This is a genomic window from Streptomyces violaceus (assembly GCF_036014075.1).
GTDB lineage: Bacteria > Actinomycetota > Actinomycetes > Streptomycetales > Streptomycetaceae > Streptomyces > Streptomyces violaceus.
Genome location: NZ_CP107911.1, coordinates 204,706 through 219,195, shown reverse-complemented (window position 1 = coordinate 219,195; position 14,490 = coordinate 204,706). Strand labels below are relative to the sequence as shown.

The following is a 14,490-nucleotide window of genomic DNA, read 5'->3' as shown; positions in this document are numbered from 1 at the left end:
CGCCAGATCACCGTCAGCGCGGCGGCCGACGGTGGACGTTGGCGGGGGAGAGGCCGGGGCGGGCGCTGAACCCAGCGAGCGGGTGTGTTGGCACGGGGCCGGCGGGAAGGCGTCAGACATGCGACCTCCCCAGAGCCCTGGTCCCCGGCGTGGCCGCACCGGCAGGCCGGTGTCCGGCATGCGCGACGTGACTCGTGATGACGTCCGTGATGATGCCCGGCTGCCCAGTGATGAGCGGGCCGAGCTGCTGTTTGATGAGACTGAGCAGCTCAAGGAGGCACTGGAGCGGCGACCGGTCATCGACCTGGCCCGCGGAGCGCTGATGACCGTGTGGTCATGCACTGCGGAGGAGGCATGGCAGATGCTGGTCTGGGTGTCCCAGCATTCCAACACCAAATTGCACGACGTAGCGGAGGCTGTGGTCGCGACGACCCAGCAGGAGCCGATGCCGGCACATCTTCAGGAACACCTGACCACAGCGGTGGCGCAGTGGCGTGCCCGCCGCACTGAGTGAGCGTAGGACGGAAGCCGGCGGGTAAATGACGTGGGCTGGTCGGGAGCGGCGCAACGCCTGGGGAGGTCGAGCGCCGCTCCCTAGCCCGTCATGACGGCTACCGGCGCCGCGCCTCGTTGACCACGTAGCACCGCCCGCGCGCAGGGCCGCCATCAGGTCGACGACCTTGCCGCGCTTGTCCTCCGGCTCCGGCTTCGGCATCCGCGGCGGTTCCTCGGTGTTCCCGCTTGGCCTCGACGATCTGCGCGATCGCTTCGGTGGACGCGTCCTGGAACTCATCGCCTTCGAGGTTCTCGCGGGTCATGCTGTCCATGAGCGCCGGAGCACGGTCGATCTCGTCGTCGCTGAGCTCGACAAGATCGGCTACCAGCGCCGCTCGCTCAGTATGGATCAGTGGCCAGACCCCGATCCCTGGACTGCGATCTGCGACCAGCTCCGAACCGGTCATACGGGCGAGTCTCCTGTCACGAGCCGTGCTCTGTGGGCCGCAGGCCGGATGAACCGCTGGGAGCCGACCGGCTGTTACAGGGCGAGGAGGGTGGTGTACGCGTCTTGGATGAGGGTGTTGCCCGCGCCGGGTGCGGTGTTCGCCAGGGCCACCAGGGCCGTGCCGTGGTGGGGGTTGAAACCGGCGAAGGCGGTGCAGCCGCGGGTGCCGCCGGAGTGGTGGTAGAGGTGCGAGCCGTCGCGGCGGGGACGGATGTTCCAGATCAGCGCCAGGCCGCTGCCACGCGGCAGGCGGAGCCGCGGGCGCTGTACATCGAAGAGGGCGGCCCGGAGCGCGGTCGGGACCTCGGCGGAGGCCGGGTCGAGAAGGTTCTCGACGAACGTGAGCAGGTCACGGGCGCTGGATCGGAGGGCTCCAGCTGCGGCGAGACCGGGGATGTGGAACGGGGGCCGCACCCGGCGGCGCCAGTGGCCGGTGACTTGCGTGCCTCCCGTGGGTGCGCTGGTGGTGCAGCCGGTGTCTCGCAGGTAGAAGGGCATGAGTACGCGGTCGTCTAGCAGGGCGGGGTACGAGGTGTGGCCGAGGCCGGCCGCGCCGGTCAGGGCGTAGCCGAGCAGACCGACCCCGAAATTGGAGTAGCGCACGCGGGTGCCGGGCGCGGCCCGCAGGCGGGTGCGGGCCAGTGTGTGCAACACGTCGTCTGTGGTGAAGCGGGCATAGGGGTTGGTGAGCAGCCGTGGCGCGGCGGAGCGCAGCAGGCCGGGCGGGAGGCGAGGCAGCCCGGAGGTGTGGGTGGCCAGGTGGGTGAGGGTGAGAACGGTGCTGTTCGGGGGCAGGGCGGTGCCGGCCGGCAGGTGGCGGGCGAGGGGGTCGTGGAGATCCAGCTCGCCGCGGGCGGCCTGTTCGGCCAGTAGCAGGGCGGTGAACGTCTTGGTGAGGGATCCGACTTCGAAGCGGGTGCCGGCGTCGGCCGGTACCCCGCCGTGGTGCGCGGTGCGGCCGCGGACAAGCAGCCCGCGGCGGCCCTTGCGGTGCAGGCCGATCGCGGTGGTGCTGGCCTGTGGTGCTGCGGACAGCAGAGCGTGCAGGGCGTCGCGCACCGGTGCGGGGGCGTGCAGGCGGTCCGCGGCGTCCGCCGGGCTGTCGCTGTGGCAGGTCATGCGTGACTGTCGGGTGCGCGGGTGGGAGGGGTGTCCAGGGCCCGAGTGAGGGCGATGGTGCCGGCGACGGCGGCCACGATGGTGGGGTGCTGGTGATCCTGGAACCGGGTGACAGGGTCGTCGCCGACGGGGTGGTCATCACGGGGCACCAGGCCGTCCGCGTGCTGGACCTCGGCCAGGCGCTGCCAGTCGCCGAGCTCGCCGTACGGCTCGGGCAGGCAGCTGCCGATGATCAGCAGTTCGCCCACCAGGTCCCACTGGCCGGTCTCTGCCCAGACATCGGTCCATACCGGCAGCCAGAGGGCCAGGTAGGCGGCCAGGTCGTCGGGCAGTCCGCGGGGGTCGCGGCCCCAGTCGGTGAGGTGGAAGACGGTGTGGGTGATGGCGTAGCCGGTCATCCAGTCGAGGTGCCAGGGCTGCGGGGTGCTGCCGAGCCAGGTTGCCCGCGTCAGCTTCTCCCAGTCGTCCGCGCCTTGGTCGTGGCCGGTGACGCGGAGGGCGTTGGCGATGGCGAGCCGACGGTTGGGCACGTATTCGACGGTCCGGGCGGTGCCCGTCGCGGCGAAGTGCGTGATGAGCCGCTCCATGCCGGTGTGGCGGTAGCCGACTCGCGCGAAGTGGGCGTACCCCTCAACGGCATCGGTGGCGAGAGGCTGGCGCAGGAGACGCTCGTAGAGCAGTGTGCCGTCCTTCAGCTGTGCCCAGGCGAAGTCCAGCAACTCGTGGGCCAGTGCGCACCGTTCGCTCCCCGCGGCACCGTCGCGCAGGACCAACGAGGCGGCCATTGCGGTCTCCAGCAGGGCCTTGTAAGCCTCCATGTCTCCGGCGAGGTCCCGGCCGTCCAGCGCGCCCGCTTGTCTATGTGCGTGCAGCCAGTGCAGGGCGCGGGAACCAACGTCATGGGCTGTCTGGGCCAACGCCGTGCTCATACGCCCTCCAAGCCGAGCATGTGGTGGCAGATCTCCACGTCCAGGAGGCAGCGGTTTCCGCCGCCGCGCAGGGCGATGTCCTCGACGAGCAGGGCCGCGTCCAGGGGGAGGGCGACGTTGTCGGCTGCCAGCCAGGCCAGCCAGCGGGTCACGCGCGCCGCGGTGACGAAGTCCCGCCGCAGCAGGCTGCGGGTGGCGCCCCGGGCCAGCGCCTCGGCACCGGAGCGTGCGGCCTCGTGGACGGGAGTGTCCAGGCCGGGCAGGGCCAGTGACGCCAGTTGTCCCATCCGCAGCGCCCACGGCACCCAGCCCTCCCCGCTTCCGCCCTGGGGAGTGCGGGTCGCGGGGTGGTGGCGGGGCACGGTGCTGTCGCAGTGGGGTGGCCCTGACGGCATCGGGGGCGAAGCTTGCGGGGTGCCGGGAGCGAGGCGGGTCAGCAGTGTGACCAGGCCCCAGTCGATCCAAGCCCGGATCCACGGCGGCTCCGGCCCGCGCGGGGGCGCGGTGGGCGGCCGTGGCGCGGGAGGCAGCGCCGCCAGGGTGAGGCGTACGGCGGCCGACTCCTCCGGTGCAGGAGTCTGACCGGTCAGCACGTAGGGAGCGAGCGCGTCCGCCCCCAACTGGCGCACGGCGCCCGTCGCGGTCACCAGGCCGGTCGCCCCGGTGGTCCCGTCGGCCCCTGCCGCTTCCTGGAGAAGCGACGCCACGATCGTGCTGCCCCCTGCGCCCTTCAGGGCCTCCAGGGCTCTGCTCGCCAGGAGTTCGGCGGAGGCGCAGTGGGCAGCACGTGACCTCTCGGTGATCACCGGCGGCGGGGCTCCTTCGGCTCCTTCGGCGAGAGGAGCAGGGTGAGCAAGGTCGGGCGGTCGCTGCCCAATCCCTCGGGGGTGGGCGGCGGAGCGTCACTGACCGGCGTCTCGTTGGAGGTCACCAGCTCCTCCAACAGCTCCGCGTCCAGCGTGACGCAGTCTTTCCGCAGCACTTCGATCGTCATCGTTCCTCCTGGAAGAAGTACGCGTTCACTACACGGAGCGTCTCCATGAACGTGCGTCAAATGGCCGTGTCGGCGGGTAAACCACTCGAAGGAATCAATAGGGTGCACGCGTGGCGCCCTCTGCCTCATCTCGCCGGTCTTCGAGCATGACATCGCCCTGAACCAGCTCTTTCAGTCCCCAGCGATACGGATGTGAGCCATGAAGATTCAGTTCGGCTGCGCACGCACTACTGCGCGTCGAGGATTCCAGGGGTGTCGTGCAGGACAACGCTCTGTTCCAGCGCGATGCGTCCCACGTGGAAGCTGTTCGCCGGTGCCGCCAAGTCGGCGGTACCGAAGGAGATGCCGAACAGCAGCTTGAGATCCTCGGGAACGTCCAGGAACTCGCGGACGGTGTCGGCGTACATCCCGAGCATGGTCTGCGGAATGCCGCCGAGTCCCCGGGCCGTCAACGAGAGCAGGAAATTCTGTGCGTACATGCCGATGTCACCGGCCACCCGCACTCCGTCGCCGAACTTCGGCATGAAGAGAAACGCGGCGTGGGGAGCTCCGTGGAAGTCCAGGTTCTCCCGGGCATGCGCGTTCCTTGCTGCCCGGTCCGAGCGGGGTATCCCCAGAGCTCCGTACACGGTCGCGGCGTGGTCGTGCGCCCGGTCGAGATAGGCGCCCTCGCCGAAGTCGGCGTAGCTGAAGGAGAAGTCGGAGGAGAATCGCTCCTCCTCATCGGCCTTTAGGAGTTCCTTGCTCAGGGCGTCGCGCGCCGCACCGGAGACGACATGCACTGTCCAGGGCTGGGTGTTGCAGTTCGACGGGGCGGCTTGAGCATCTTCCAGCACGCCGCGGATGTCCGACGGGGACAGCGGGGTGGGGTGGAACTTCCGGACGGAGTACCGGGAGCGCACGATGTCGGTGATGGGCGAAGCCGTGGCGGGCAAAACGATTCCTTTCAAGGGTGGGTCCGTGGCGGAGGCCACGGTTGCGTCTCACGGGGTTGGACGCGGCGGCAGCGCACGGCGTGTCAACAACGGTGGAGGGAGCGGTTGAGCTCGACGAGCTGCTCCAGCGTGGGCGTGGAGGCGTACTCGAAGTAGCGCTCCATCATGCGGTCCCGGTTGCGCGGGGCCTCGTCCCGGTCGGCCGAGTCAAGGGCCTTCTCCAGGTCCTGCAGGCCCAGTTCGGTGCAGTAGGCGGGCGTCATCGGCTGCTGGCGCCAGGAGTCGGCCAGAGTGCCGGCGTCGAAGGGGTCGAAGCCCGTTTCGTCCACCAGGCGCATGCCCACACGCCGCGCCTCCTCGGAATCAGCCGCGACCGGCAGCGCGATGCGGTCCGGGGTGCCCGCCGGAGCGTCCTTGGCCTGGAACGTTTGTGACAGCACGGCGTTCCACGCCTTGACCACGGGCCGCCCCAGCTGCTCGGTGACCCACAGACTCTCCACTTGGCCGTTGTCCACCGCTTCGATGGCGCCGTCCCGGTGGGGCATGTAGTTGGAGGTGTCGATGACTACGGTCTGGCCGGGTACGGAGGCGAACAACGGCGCCATCGCCGGGATTCGCCCGAACGGGATGGACAGAACGATGACGTCCTTGCCCTGGACGGCGTCGGCCGCGGTCATCGCGTGCGCCCCGAATTCCAGCGCCTCGGCACCGATCGTCTCGGGTCCCCGGGAGTTGGCCACCGCAACGTCGTGTCCGCCGGCGCTGAGCCTGCGCGTCAGCGTCGTCCCGATCGGCCCTGTGCCGATAACGCCAATTTTCATGATTCGTCCCTCTCGAGGTTGCGCCACCCCCTTGAAGGGGTGGCCGGGTGTGATGGATGACTGCGCGCGGGCATGCGACACCGCAGGAATGACCGGCGGCGCCGATGTCCGGCTGTAAGGAGAGCGGCCGGTGGCCTACTCTTCGTCGTTCTGTTCGCGGTATCCGCTCTCGCTGAGAGCGCGCAGACGGCCGAGTGATTCTTCGTCGGTGGCGCCGGTGCCGCTGATCCAGGCAACAGACACAGCCGCGAGGAACAGGTCGTACCCCTTCACGGACTGCCGTGCGTAGCCCGCACGTTGTGCGGCCCGCAGGCACTCGTCGGTGGTCGCGATGAGGTCATCGCAGGGAGGGGTGAGCGGGTTGTCCGGCTTCCGCTCCCTGGCTGCGGCCATGAGCGGTTCCGGCAGCCGGCTGAAGGCGCTGAAGTACTCCTCATCGCCCGCAGCCACTGCCGCAGCGCCTTGGAGGCATCACCGAGTTGCGCGATCTCCGCCCGGCGGGCGACCAGCTCCTCGGAGCGCGTCTGCAGCACGGCCGCCAGCGGCGCCTCCCGGGCGGGGAAGTGCCGGTACAGCGTGGCGGGCCCGACACCCGCCTCCTTGGCCACCGCCTCCAGCGAGGCACCGACGCCTTCGTTCAGGAAGTGACGCTGCGCCGCTTCCAGGAGAGCCGCACGATTGCGCTGGACGTCCGCACGGGGCTTACGCCCCTGCTGTCCCTTGTCGCTCATACGCCCGCCTGTCTCCTACGTTCTGTCGGTCCACGAAAAACGGAGGCTGACTCCGTATGGGTTCGAGAGTAAAACGGAGGCAGCGTCCGGTCAACTCGTGACGGCTGCTCCGTCCATGCCGGGACAGCATGAGGACCGGCACACCTGGTCACACGACACCGAAGAAAGGCCACGTCAGGCGGGGAGAGGGTAAACGCCATCGAGGCGGGACCTTCCGTTGAAGACCTGTTCGGCCTGGTCGGCCACTTGCTCGGCCTTGAGGCCGTCGCACGCCGTGTTGCTGCCAGTGTCGTCGTGGAGGTCGACGAAGCCGGCACCCGCGTCCGCGACGGCCTTCTTCATCTCCTCCGCCTGGAAGCAGAAGGTTCTGTCGCCGTCCTGGTTGAAGGGTGCGATGCCGAAGTTGGCGGTGTAGGAGTCGCCGAAGAAGACGGTCGGTCCGGGGTCGGCGGGCGCCGCGCCGGCGCTTTCCGCCGGGCCGACGAGCGCCAGGCAGCTGCCCAGTGCGACGGCCGCGGCGGCCAGCCGCCGTACCACCGAAGTTTTCGTCGTCTTACGCATGGCCGAGGACATGGCTGTGGCCTTTCGTCGAGGCCCACGATGAGAGGCCAGCGAGCTGGAACACTCCGTATTCATGCATGCCCGGAGTGTGGTGATCGACCAGCAAGGCCGCCCGCACGGAAGGGTCGAGGCCCTCGGGCAGGCGGGCGCACACGTCATCCGGCAGCGGCGCGACCGTCACGCCCCTCTCAGCACTTACTCAGTAGCCCGCTATGTCCCAATGCGGTCCAAGATCTGCACCTATGAGATGGATTGCGTAGGACTCCGATTGGAGAGGGAAAGGTCACGGAAGCATATCGGGCGTTTTCAGGCTTCGATCTTCACGGAAGGCTCACAAGTTAGCTAAGTTGGTCACTACGTGCACGACTTCCACTGATAGGCCGGTGGTTTCGTGCACTCTCGGACGGAAGGAGCGCCCTTTTCCATGGCGTCGAAACGAACCTCGCGCCCAGAAGTGACCAGCTTCGCGGGCAAGGCCAACTCCCTTGCCCCGGAGGCCTCCACCGTTGAGGCCCGGCTCTCGCACTCTGCTGGTTCCCACGTTGGCGAATGAGAGCGAAGGGCCGAGCCCTGACGAGGTCCGGCGGCGGATCGACAGCCTCTACGACCGGGCCGAGAGCGACACGGGCAGGTTCAACGCGACCCGCGCCGCTGCGATCCCGCGCCAGCGGGGCGCGGCCGCCCCCAGCCGGCCCCAGAAGAACACGGAGCCCGCGGCCGGAACCCTTGTCCGGCAGTGGTTCGACGCCGCCCGCGCCAAGCTGGGCCCGACCGTGCCGGCATCGCAGCCGGACAGGAGGTTGCCGGTCCGTCCCGACCGCGCGCCGCAGGCAGCACGTCCCGTGCGCCCGGCGGCACTTCCCGCGGAACCCCGCGCTCCCGAAGCGCCCCAGGCGCCCACCAGTGTTGCGCGGGAGCTGACCGGCGGATCACTTCAGGCATCGAGCACTGCATTCCTCCCAGACCTCTCCGACCAGCGTGTCGCACCGGCTGCGGCAGGCGAGTCCCGGCGGGACGAGAGCGCCTGGCGTGCCGGTGCACAGCCGGTCCTCGGCGACGTGGCGGCGCGGCCGCTGTACGAGCTCGCACCAGCGCCCGCCCTGGAGTCCAGCCCACTGCCCGGCCCGCAGTCCGCCGCGGCGCTGCCCACCGTCCCGCGCCCCACCGGGGGTACTCACCATGCGGACCTTCCAACAAGCGGAGTGGAGACGTACGGTGCCGGTCCGGCGAGCGGCGCGCCCGCGCCGTATGCCACGGCTCTGCCAGCCGATCCCACCGCTTACTACACCTCCGGTCCACCGGTCGACGTCACCACCCCGACCTACGGCGCCGGTCTGCCGAGCATCCCTGCATCTGCCCTGGCGGCTCCTGTTCCGGCAGTGCCCGCCGAGTCGGCCACCGCACCCGTCCCCGCCGCACCGACAGCGACTGCCGCCCCGGCGGAACCGGTTACCTTCACGGCAGGCGAAATTCCCTCAACCGCCCTCACACCCGGTGTCTACGGTGGATCCTGGCTGTCGCCGGACACCGGCCACAGCACCCAGGCCGAGCGAGTGGTCGCCTTCGCCCGAGCGCAGATCGGTCGGCCCTGCGTATGGGGCGCGGTAGGGCCGGGATCATACGACGCCCCCGGTCTCACCCAGGCCGCGTGGAAGGTTGCCGGCGTCACGCTTCCCCGGACCACCCAGGCCCAGTGGGGAGCGGGAGTGGAAGTCTCACTCGCTGACGTCCAAGTCGGAGACCTGGTCTTCTTCCACGACGACCTCGGCCACGTCGGCATCTGGAGCGGGGACGGCATGATGATTCACGCCCCGGGTCCGGGAGCGCTCATCCGCGAGGAGCCGGTGTTCTTCGCCGGCCAGTCGGCGATCAAGGGCGCGGTCCGCCCGGCCTGACGTCCTCGAAGTTGCCCGGCTGCCAGCGCGGGTCGACGTCGCGCATGTCGGTGGCTTCGTACTGGCCGGCGGGCTCGGCGGTGCCGGTGATGAACCCGCGGCCGAGGGGTGAGTGGGCGACGAAGCCGATGCCGAGTTCGTCCAGGGTGGAGAAGAGCCCCTGCACTATGAGCAGGACCCGGAGGTGAGCACACCGGTGCTCAGCTCCCTTACTCGGCCGATGCACATCGCAGCCTGGGAGGACGCACAGCTCAACAGGACCGTCGAACTTCTCACGGCGGAGCTCGCACAGCCTCAGATCGGCGCCACCGCCGCCGTCAATCCGGGCCGACGGATGGCCGGGCCGTATGGCCGCCCGGCCCCCGGCAGGCCACTGGAAGCCCCGGTCTCACGCAAGTGGGACCGGAGCTCTTCTGGCGGTCGACAGCCTCCGCGGCACAGGGGCGTCAGGCGCTCGGCCGCCGGGTACGAGATAGGCCTCATCGGTAACGGACTCAGCACCGTGGACTCATGCCAGCTGCGCGCCTGGAACGCCACCGAGGCGTACCGGCTGATCGACGGCGAGTGGCGCATCGTGCACTCCAACTGGGCGTTCGCCCAGACCGCGACAGGGGCGATCGCGTCCTGACCGGGGATCCAGGTGACGCACCCCCGGCCAGTGAGCAAGCGATCGAAGGAGGCGGTCGGCCTCGGCTTGCCCCCCGCTCCGGACGCGATCAAGGCCGTGGCGGCCGTGGGGACGCGTGCTTGTGCCGCGCCCGCCTCACATGCCGGTCCTGGTTTCGCGGGCCCTGAAGGCGGCCGGGGTGAGACCGGTGTGGCCACGGAAGCAGCGGCCGAAGTTCGCGGGATCTGTGAATCCGAGATGGACGGCCACAGCCCGGGCGTCCCAACCGCCACCTCTCAGCTGGCGCCGGGCTTCGAGCAGCCGCCGCTCGTCGATGACCTCACGCACCCCCTTGCCGGTGGTGTCCCGGGCCGCGCGGCTGAGGGTGCGAACCGAACAGCCGAGCAGCCCGGCCTAGTCCGCAGCCCGGTGCAGTTCCCGGAAGTGCAGCTCAGGGCGTCCATGAACCGTGCGTACGTGTCCCTGCGGCCCGTGCCGCCCGCCAACGCGCCGTCGGAGGTGACGTCCGGGGAGTTGGCGGGGCGCAGCAGCAGCGATTCGAGCAGGCTGCGCCGCAGGGCGTGGTGGACATCGAGCAGGCGCCGCCCCAGTGCACGGTGCTCGTCCAGGAGTTGGAGCGCCGTCTGCCGCAGCCAGGCCGCGTCATCGGGGTGCGGGCTCAGTACGGCAGGGGCTTCGTGCGCGGTGACAGGGGGCCAACAGGGGGGCGGCGTCGGACGTCAGCACGTCCGGCTCGAACAGGATGAACAAGCCGCGGGCGGCGCCCGGTGGATGCCAGCATTGCGCGTGCCCGGGACGTACCCACAGCCATTGGCCGCGGGCGACGGTCCGCGTGACGTGGTCGACGTCGTGGAGCAGCTCACCCTCGGTGACGAGAATCAGGTAGTGGAAGGTGGCGCGGCCGGGACGGGGCGGGTTCCACGGCCAGTCGTCGTGCTCGGCGAAGAAGTCCTCGACGGTGCTCACCTCGAGGCCGTACGGAGTGCCGACCGGGGGTTGGAAGCCGTACAGCGGAACCGCGGCCTGCCCGCTGCGCCCGCCGCGTGGAGCACCCCTGAGGTGTCGCTTGTCGACCATCACGTGTCCGCAGTCTACCGCCCGTTCTGCCCGCATCGCTGGAAAGGATGGGGCGTGCCGTCCGCGTCATTGGCCGACGCCCCTGCCCGCCACCACCCGAGGAAGGAAACACTCATGAACGGATCGACCCTGCAGACGTTCGCCGCCGAGTGCGCGGAGGAACTTCCTGGAGCGCAGCTGGAGCATCCCTTCGGCCCGGACTGGGAGGTCTTCAAGGTACGAGGCAAGGTGTTCATGCTGATGACCGAGGTCCCCGGGCGCCCCGTCGTGATCCTCAAGGCGGACCCCGGCGAGGCCCACGCCCTCCGGGAAAGCAACAGCCACATCACCCCCGGCTACCACATGAACAAGAAGCACTGGATCACACTGGAGGGCGGGGCAGGCGTCGACAAGAAGCTCGTCAGGGAACTCGTCACCGACTCCTACCTGCTCGTCGTCGCTCACCTGCCCAAGGCCCAGCAGCCCGTCGACCCGCACACCTACGGCACCAGCACGCGGGCGGCCCGGTGAGCGCGGCCGGTGACCACCTCCAGAACACCGCCCGCAAGGCGGCCCTCGCCCTGCCCGACGTCAGCCACGGCCGACCCTTCACCCCCGGACTCGACGTGTACAAGGTCGCGGACAAGGTGTTCCTGATCGTCACCGACGACCCGGACGAACAGATCATCACGGTCAAGTGCGAGCCCGAGCACGCGCGTGCACTGGAGCACGGCTACACCTCGATCACCCCGGGCCGCTATCTCGACAAGAGGCACTGGATCTCGCTGGGGCCCGGGCGGGGCATCACGAAGCAGCTGATCAACGATGCGGTCGAGCACTCCTACGACCTGGTCGTCGACGGTCTGTCACAAAGCGAGCCCCGTATGGGTCCTCCGAGCGGACCAAGCTCGGTTCGACCTGGTTCCACCACACCGCGCTCGGTCTGGCGTCCACGACGACGAACGGCGTCGACACCGGATTCATCCGTGAATCCGCGGGCACCTTGAACTCCATGACGACGGGGGGAAGTCCTACGACTACCTCACCCACGCCACCGGCAACGTCCTCTGCCAAGTACCGCCGACCGGTCTGGGACCTCGGCGTGAAGCCGCTCCCCGCCGGGGCGCCGGGCACGGTTCCGGCTTGGGCGCCCGGCGCTGGGGCGTGGAACGCACCGAACACCCGCAGGTGTCCGCTGAGGTCGTCGTCCGCTGCACCGTCGCTGCGGTAGCGGGCCCAGAGGTCCAGGCTTCGGCTGCGTATTGGCGGAAGGCGCGGCCGTGCGTGGTCAGGCATACCCCATGAGGCCCGCGGTCGAGGAGGCGATGTCCGGTGGCGGCCGCAAGCCGCTGCACGGTCCGGGACAGCGTGGCAGGGCTGACGTGGCAGTCAGCCGCGGTGCGGGTGAAGCTGAGCGTCTCCGCGAGGTGGAGCAAGAGCCGGTACTGGTCGTGTGTCCTGCACCTTTCACCCTTCGCAATGCCGCGGTACGTAAGTTGCCGTTGCCGTAAGTTCTGTGGGGAGCCTACAAACGGGGCATGCCACGAAGCGACACCACACATCCCCGTCCCGTCTGGTACTTCTCTGAATATGCGCCGGCCGGCATCGACTTGGGCAGCAAAAGCCGCAGTCGCTGCCTACCACCGCAACCAGGGCACTGACCCTCAAGCTGACGACGCGCTGCTGGAACTCTTGGGCGTCACCGAAGGCACCCAACTGGTCGATCTCGCGTGCGGCACCGGCTCACTGCCCGTCCAGGCCGCACGACGCGGAGCCGCCGCACACGGTGTGGACGTCTCCGAGGAAATGCTGGCCTTCGCCAAAGCGAGGGCCGATCGGTTCGGTGTCACGCCGCAATGGCACCACGCCGGTTTTCTCGACTACACCCACCAGGGCCCTCTCGCCGACGTGGTCACCACGAAGGCAGCCCTGCACCAGCTCCCGGACTTCTGGAAGCAGCAGGCCCTGCTCAACGCGGCCGGGATGCTCCGTCCCGGCGGGTACTTCCACTTGTGGGACGTGATCTTCAGTTTCGAGCCCTCCAGCGCACAGACACACCTGCAGCAGTGGATCAACACAGCAGGCCGCCCGGACGGCGAGGGCTTCACCAAGGCCGACTTCGAAGCCCACCTCCGAGAGGAGTTCTCCACCTACACCTGGATCGTCGAGGGCATGCTGCACCGAGCCGGGTTCGACATCGCCTCCCGCTCCTTTCCCCGTCCCACTCATGCAGAGTTCTGCTGCCGCCGCCGATAGCCGCTCACACCAGGCTTCGGTCGGCTGGCCAGGTGCCGCGGGTGGTGGTGCGACGGCCGGCCGCCCGGACACCCTCCTGCTCCGTGGCCCCGTCGCACCGCAGCCGGATTCGCCTGCCCCGACCGGCTGGCATCAGACGCTGAGTGCGGTGCGCAAGGTGGTTGCCATCATGTCGATGGCGGCCTTCCCCGCAGGTACCGGACCGGTGTGGGTGAAGTAGTGATCGACTCCCTGGAAGACACGGTGGACGACCGGAACGCCGGCGGCCTCCAGAGCCTTGGCGTAGGCGTCGCCCTCCTCGCGCAAGCGGTCGTTCTCCGCGGTGATGACGAGGGCGGGAGGGAGCCCGGCGAGGTCATCGGCCAGTGCGGGTGAGACAAGGGGATCGGCACGGTGGGCGGGGTCGGGGACGTAGGCGGCCGTGAAGACCCGCATGAGCTGAGGGCTGAGCAGCGGCTTGGCGATGAGGGACTGTTTGGTGGCCGGGTCGGCGATCTGATCGAGCGGTGCGGAGTCGATGATCTGGAGCCGGGGCGAGAAGGTTCCGCGGTCCCGGGCCATGCGGCAGACCGCGGCAGTCAGGTTGGCCCCGGCGCTGTGTCCGCCCACGGCAAGGCGCGAGCCGTCCCACCCGCCCGTGGGACCGTTCTCGGCGACCCACGCGGTGACGTCGTACGCCTGGGTGACGGGCACCGGAAACTGCCGCTGCGGGGCGACGGCATAGTCCACGTTGATCACGACACAGCCGGCCGCGGCGGCTATGTAACGGCAGATGTGGTCGTCCTGCTCCGGGCGGCCGACCACGAAGCCACCGCCGTGGAAGTTGACGTACACGGGGGCAGGGGTTCCGGTGTCGGACGGCGGGCGGTAGACCGTGCACGGCACCGGGCCGACGCCGGTCTCCACGAGGAGGGCTTCGGTGCGCTTCGGGATGTCCGCGAAGCGCAGGTCCTTGTGGACCCGCGACATCATCCGACCGAGCAGCAGTTGGATCCCTCTGGCCTGGACTCGCGGACTCAATGGCATGCCTCGGCCACCCTTCGTTACAACTTTAAAATAACAGGTTTCCTGATAGTGGGTGCTCACGCTTCTTCGCGCAATAGGCAGGTAGGGAGTCGGGCGAAACCAGACGGCGGGGGTGCGGTCTCGACGGCGGCGATGTGACGCACCGACACTGTCACTTCGTCGTCGCCGTCGAGCAGGAGCGGGTCTTCTGGGAGGAGCCCTACTTCTCGGCCATCGTGCGAGGGCCACCGCAGGTCTCGCCGACGGAGGGATCCAGCTGCTGCTGGCTATCGCCGTGCCCCAGCACGACCGCGACCGGCTGACTGCGTTTCTCAAGGCTCGCCACGTCGACGGGGTCCTGCTCAGTTCGTTCCAGGGCGACGACCCGCTGCCCGCTGACATCGAACAATCTGGGACGCCCACCGTGCTGGTGGGCCGCCCCACCAGCTACATCCCTGGCTGGTCCGTCGACGTCGCAACACTGAAGGCGCCCGGCTGGCGGTCCGGCACCTCGTCGAGCGAGGCCGGCGCCGTATCGCGACCATCACCGGCCCCTG

The 14,490-nt window shown here is 69.4% G+C and carries 18 protein-coding genes and 4 pseudogenes; 7 read left to right on the top strand and 15 right to left on the bottom strand.

Annotation, left to right across the window (positions count from 1 at the left end; all coding sequences use genetic code 11):
* The first annotated feature begins 178 nt into the window (after nt 1-178).
* Complete coding sequence (locus tag OG542_RS01010) at nt 179-514, top strand: ANTAR domain-containing protein (protein WP_193483735.1); 336 nt, start codon at nt 179-181, stop codon at nt 512-514.
* Nucleotides 515-611: 97 nt separating this feature from the next.
* Here OG542_RS01010 and OG542_RS01005 read toward each other — a convergent pair whose 3' ends face one another.
* The 10 genes and pseudogenes from OG542_RS01005 to OG542_RS00960 form a co-directional block, all read right to left on the bottom strand.
* Complete coding sequence (locus OG542_RS01005; protein WP_328407322.1) at nt 612-962, bottom strand: hypothetical protein; 351 nt, start codon at nt 960-962, stop codon at nt 612-614.
* Nucleotides 963-1,036: 74 nt separating this feature from the next.
* Nucleotides 1,037-2,122 (bottom strand): serine hydrolase domain-containing protein, encoded by a 1,086-nt coding sequence (locus OG542_RS01000; protein ID WP_328407320.1) that lies wholly within the window; start codon nt 2,120-2,122, stop codon nt 1,037-1,039.
* Entirely contained in the window at nt 2,119-3,051 is a 933-nt protein-coding gene (locus OG542_RS00995; RefSeq protein ID WP_328407318.1) for a DUF6895 family protein, read from the bottom strand. Before OG542_RS00995 ends, OG542_RS01000 begins: the two co-directional genes overlap by 4 nt.
* Nucleotides 3,048-3,857 carry a hypothetical protein gene (locus OG542_RS00990; RefSeq protein WP_328407316.1) on the bottom strand — a complete coding sequence of 270 codons (810 nt, stop codon included), beginning with the start codon at nt 3,855-3,857 and terminating at the stop codon, nt 3,048-3,050. The genes OG542_RS00995 and OG542_RS00990 overlap by 4 nt, the downstream gene beginning before the upstream one ends.
* Entirely contained in the window at nt 3,854-4,045 is a 192-nt protein-coding gene (locus tag OG542_RS00985; RefSeq protein ID WP_261678297.1) for a hypothetical protein, read from the bottom strand. The genes OG542_RS00990 and OG542_RS00985 overlap by 4 nt, the downstream gene beginning before the upstream one ends.
* Before the next feature lie 227 nt (nt 4,046-4,272).
* Nucleotides 4,273-4,980 carry a nitroreductase gene (locus tag OG542_RS00980; protein ID WP_261678296.1) on the bottom strand — a complete coding sequence of 236 codons (708 nt, stop codon included), beginning with the start codon at nt 4,978-4,980 and terminating at the stop codon, nt 4,273-4,275.
* Nucleotides 4,981-5,063: 83 nt separating this feature from the next.
* Nucleotides 5,064-5,801, bottom strand: coding sequence for an NADPH-dependent F420 reductase (locus tag OG542_RS00975; protein ID WP_328407313.1), 738 nt, complete (start codon nt 5,799-5,801; stop codon nt 5,064-5,066).
* Nucleotides 5,802-5,936: 135 nt separating this feature from the next.
* Nucleotides 5,937-6,251 carry an SbtR family transcriptional regulator gene (locus OG542_RS00970; protein WP_328407311.1) on the bottom strand — a complete coding sequence of 105 codons (315 nt, stop codon included), beginning with the start codon at nt 6,249-6,251 and terminating at the stop codon, nt 5,937-5,939.
* A gap of 152 nt (nt 6,252-6,403) precedes the next feature.
* Nucleotides 6,404-6,532 (bottom strand): annotated as a pseudogene (locus tag OG542_RS00965) (TetR/AcrR family transcriptional regulator); the annotation flags it as partial.
* 174 nt (nt 6,533-6,706) lie between these two features.
* Nucleotides 6,707-7,093 (bottom strand): hypothetical protein, encoded by a 387-nt coding sequence (locus OG542_RS00960; protein ID WP_328407309.1) that lies wholly within the window; start codon nt 7,091-7,093, stop codon nt 6,707-6,709.
* A gap of 542 nt (nt 7,094-7,635) precedes the next feature.
* Between OG542_RS00960 and OG542_RS00955 the strand changes: the two genes are divergently transcribed.
* Complete coding sequence (locus OG542_RS00955; protein ID WP_328407307.1) at nt 7,636-8,988, top strand: C40 family peptidase; 1,353 nt, start codon at nt 7,636-7,638, stop codon at nt 8,986-8,988.
* A gap of 4 nt (nt 8,989-8,992) precedes the next feature.
* Here OG542_RS00955 and OG542_RS00950 read toward each other — a convergent pair.
* Nucleotides 8,993-9,127, bottom strand: a pseudogene (locus OG542_RS00950) (aldo/keto reductase); the annotation flags it as partial.
* Between the two features lie 21 nt (nt 9,128-9,148).
* Between OG542_RS00950 and OG542_RS40845 the strand changes: the two are divergent.
* Both OG542_RS40845 and OG542_RS00945 read left to right on the top strand, forming a co-directional pair.
* Nucleotides 9,149-9,310 (top strand): annotated as a pseudogene (locus tag OG542_RS40845) (cupin domain-containing protein); the annotation flags it as partial.
* A 180-nt stretch (nt 9,311-9,490) separates the two neighbouring features.
* Complete coding sequence (locus OG542_RS00945; protein WP_328407305.1) at nt 9,491-9,616, top strand: hypothetical protein; 126 nt, start codon at nt 9,491-9,493, stop codon at nt 9,614-9,616.
* Between the two features lie 135 nt (nt 9,617-9,751).
* Here the strand turns inward: OG542_RS00945 and OG542_RS00940 are convergent.
* Nucleotides 9,752-10,696, bottom strand: a pseudogene (locus OG542_RS00940) (helix-turn-helix domain-containing protein).
* A 111-nt stretch (nt 10,697-10,807) separates the two neighbouring features.
* Here OG542_RS00940 and OG542_RS00935 point away from each other — a divergent pair.
* Both OG542_RS00935 and OG542_RS00930 read left to right on the top strand, forming a co-directional pair.
* Nucleotides 10,808-11,203: an MmcQ/YjbR family DNA-binding protein gene (locus OG542_RS00935; RefSeq protein WP_328407303.1), complete on the top strand. Its 396-nt coding sequence runs from the start codon at nt 10,808-10,810 to the stop codon at nt 11,201-11,203.
* Nucleotides 11,200-11,679, top strand: a complete 480-nt coding sequence (locus OG542_RS00930) for an MmcQ/YjbR family DNA-binding protein (RefSeq protein ID WP_328407301.1) — start codon at nt 11,200-11,202, stop codon at nt 11,677-11,679. Before OG542_RS00935 ends, OG542_RS00930 begins: the two co-directional genes overlap by 4 nt.
* Nucleotides 11,680-11,709: 30 nt before the next feature.
* Here OG542_RS00930 and OG542_RS00925 read toward each other — a convergent pair whose 3' ends face one another.
* Nucleotides 11,710-12,234, bottom strand: coding sequence for a LysR family transcriptional regulator (locus tag OG542_RS00925; RefSeq protein ID WP_328407299.1), 525 nt, complete (start codon nt 12,232-12,234; stop codon nt 11,710-11,712).
* Between OG542_RS00925 and OG542_RS00920 the strand changes: the two genes are divergently transcribed.
* Nucleotides 12,152-12,928: a class I SAM-dependent methyltransferase gene (locus tag OG542_RS00920; protein ID WP_328407297.1), complete on the top strand. Its 777-nt coding sequence runs from the start codon at nt 12,152-12,154 to the stop codon at nt 12,926-12,928. The genes OG542_RS00925 and OG542_RS00920 overlap by 83 nt on opposite strands.
* Before the next feature lie 132 nt (nt 12,929-13,060).
* Here OG542_RS00920 and OG542_RS00915 read toward each other — a convergent pair whose 3' ends face one another.
* Nucleotides 13,061-13,897 (bottom strand): alpha/beta hydrolase, encoded by an 837-nt coding sequence (locus OG542_RS00915; RefSeq protein ID WP_328417695.1) that lies wholly within the window; start codon nt 13,895-13,897, stop codon nt 13,061-13,063.
* A 256-nt stretch (nt 13,898-14,153) separates the two neighbouring features.
* Nucleotides 14,154-14,342 carry a hypothetical protein gene (locus OG542_RS00910; RefSeq protein ID WP_328407295.1) on the bottom strand — a complete coding sequence of 63 codons (189 nt, stop codon included), beginning with the start codon at nt 14,340-14,342 and terminating at the stop codon, nt 14,154-14,156.
* Nucleotides 14,343-14,490 lie beyond the last annotated feature (148 nt).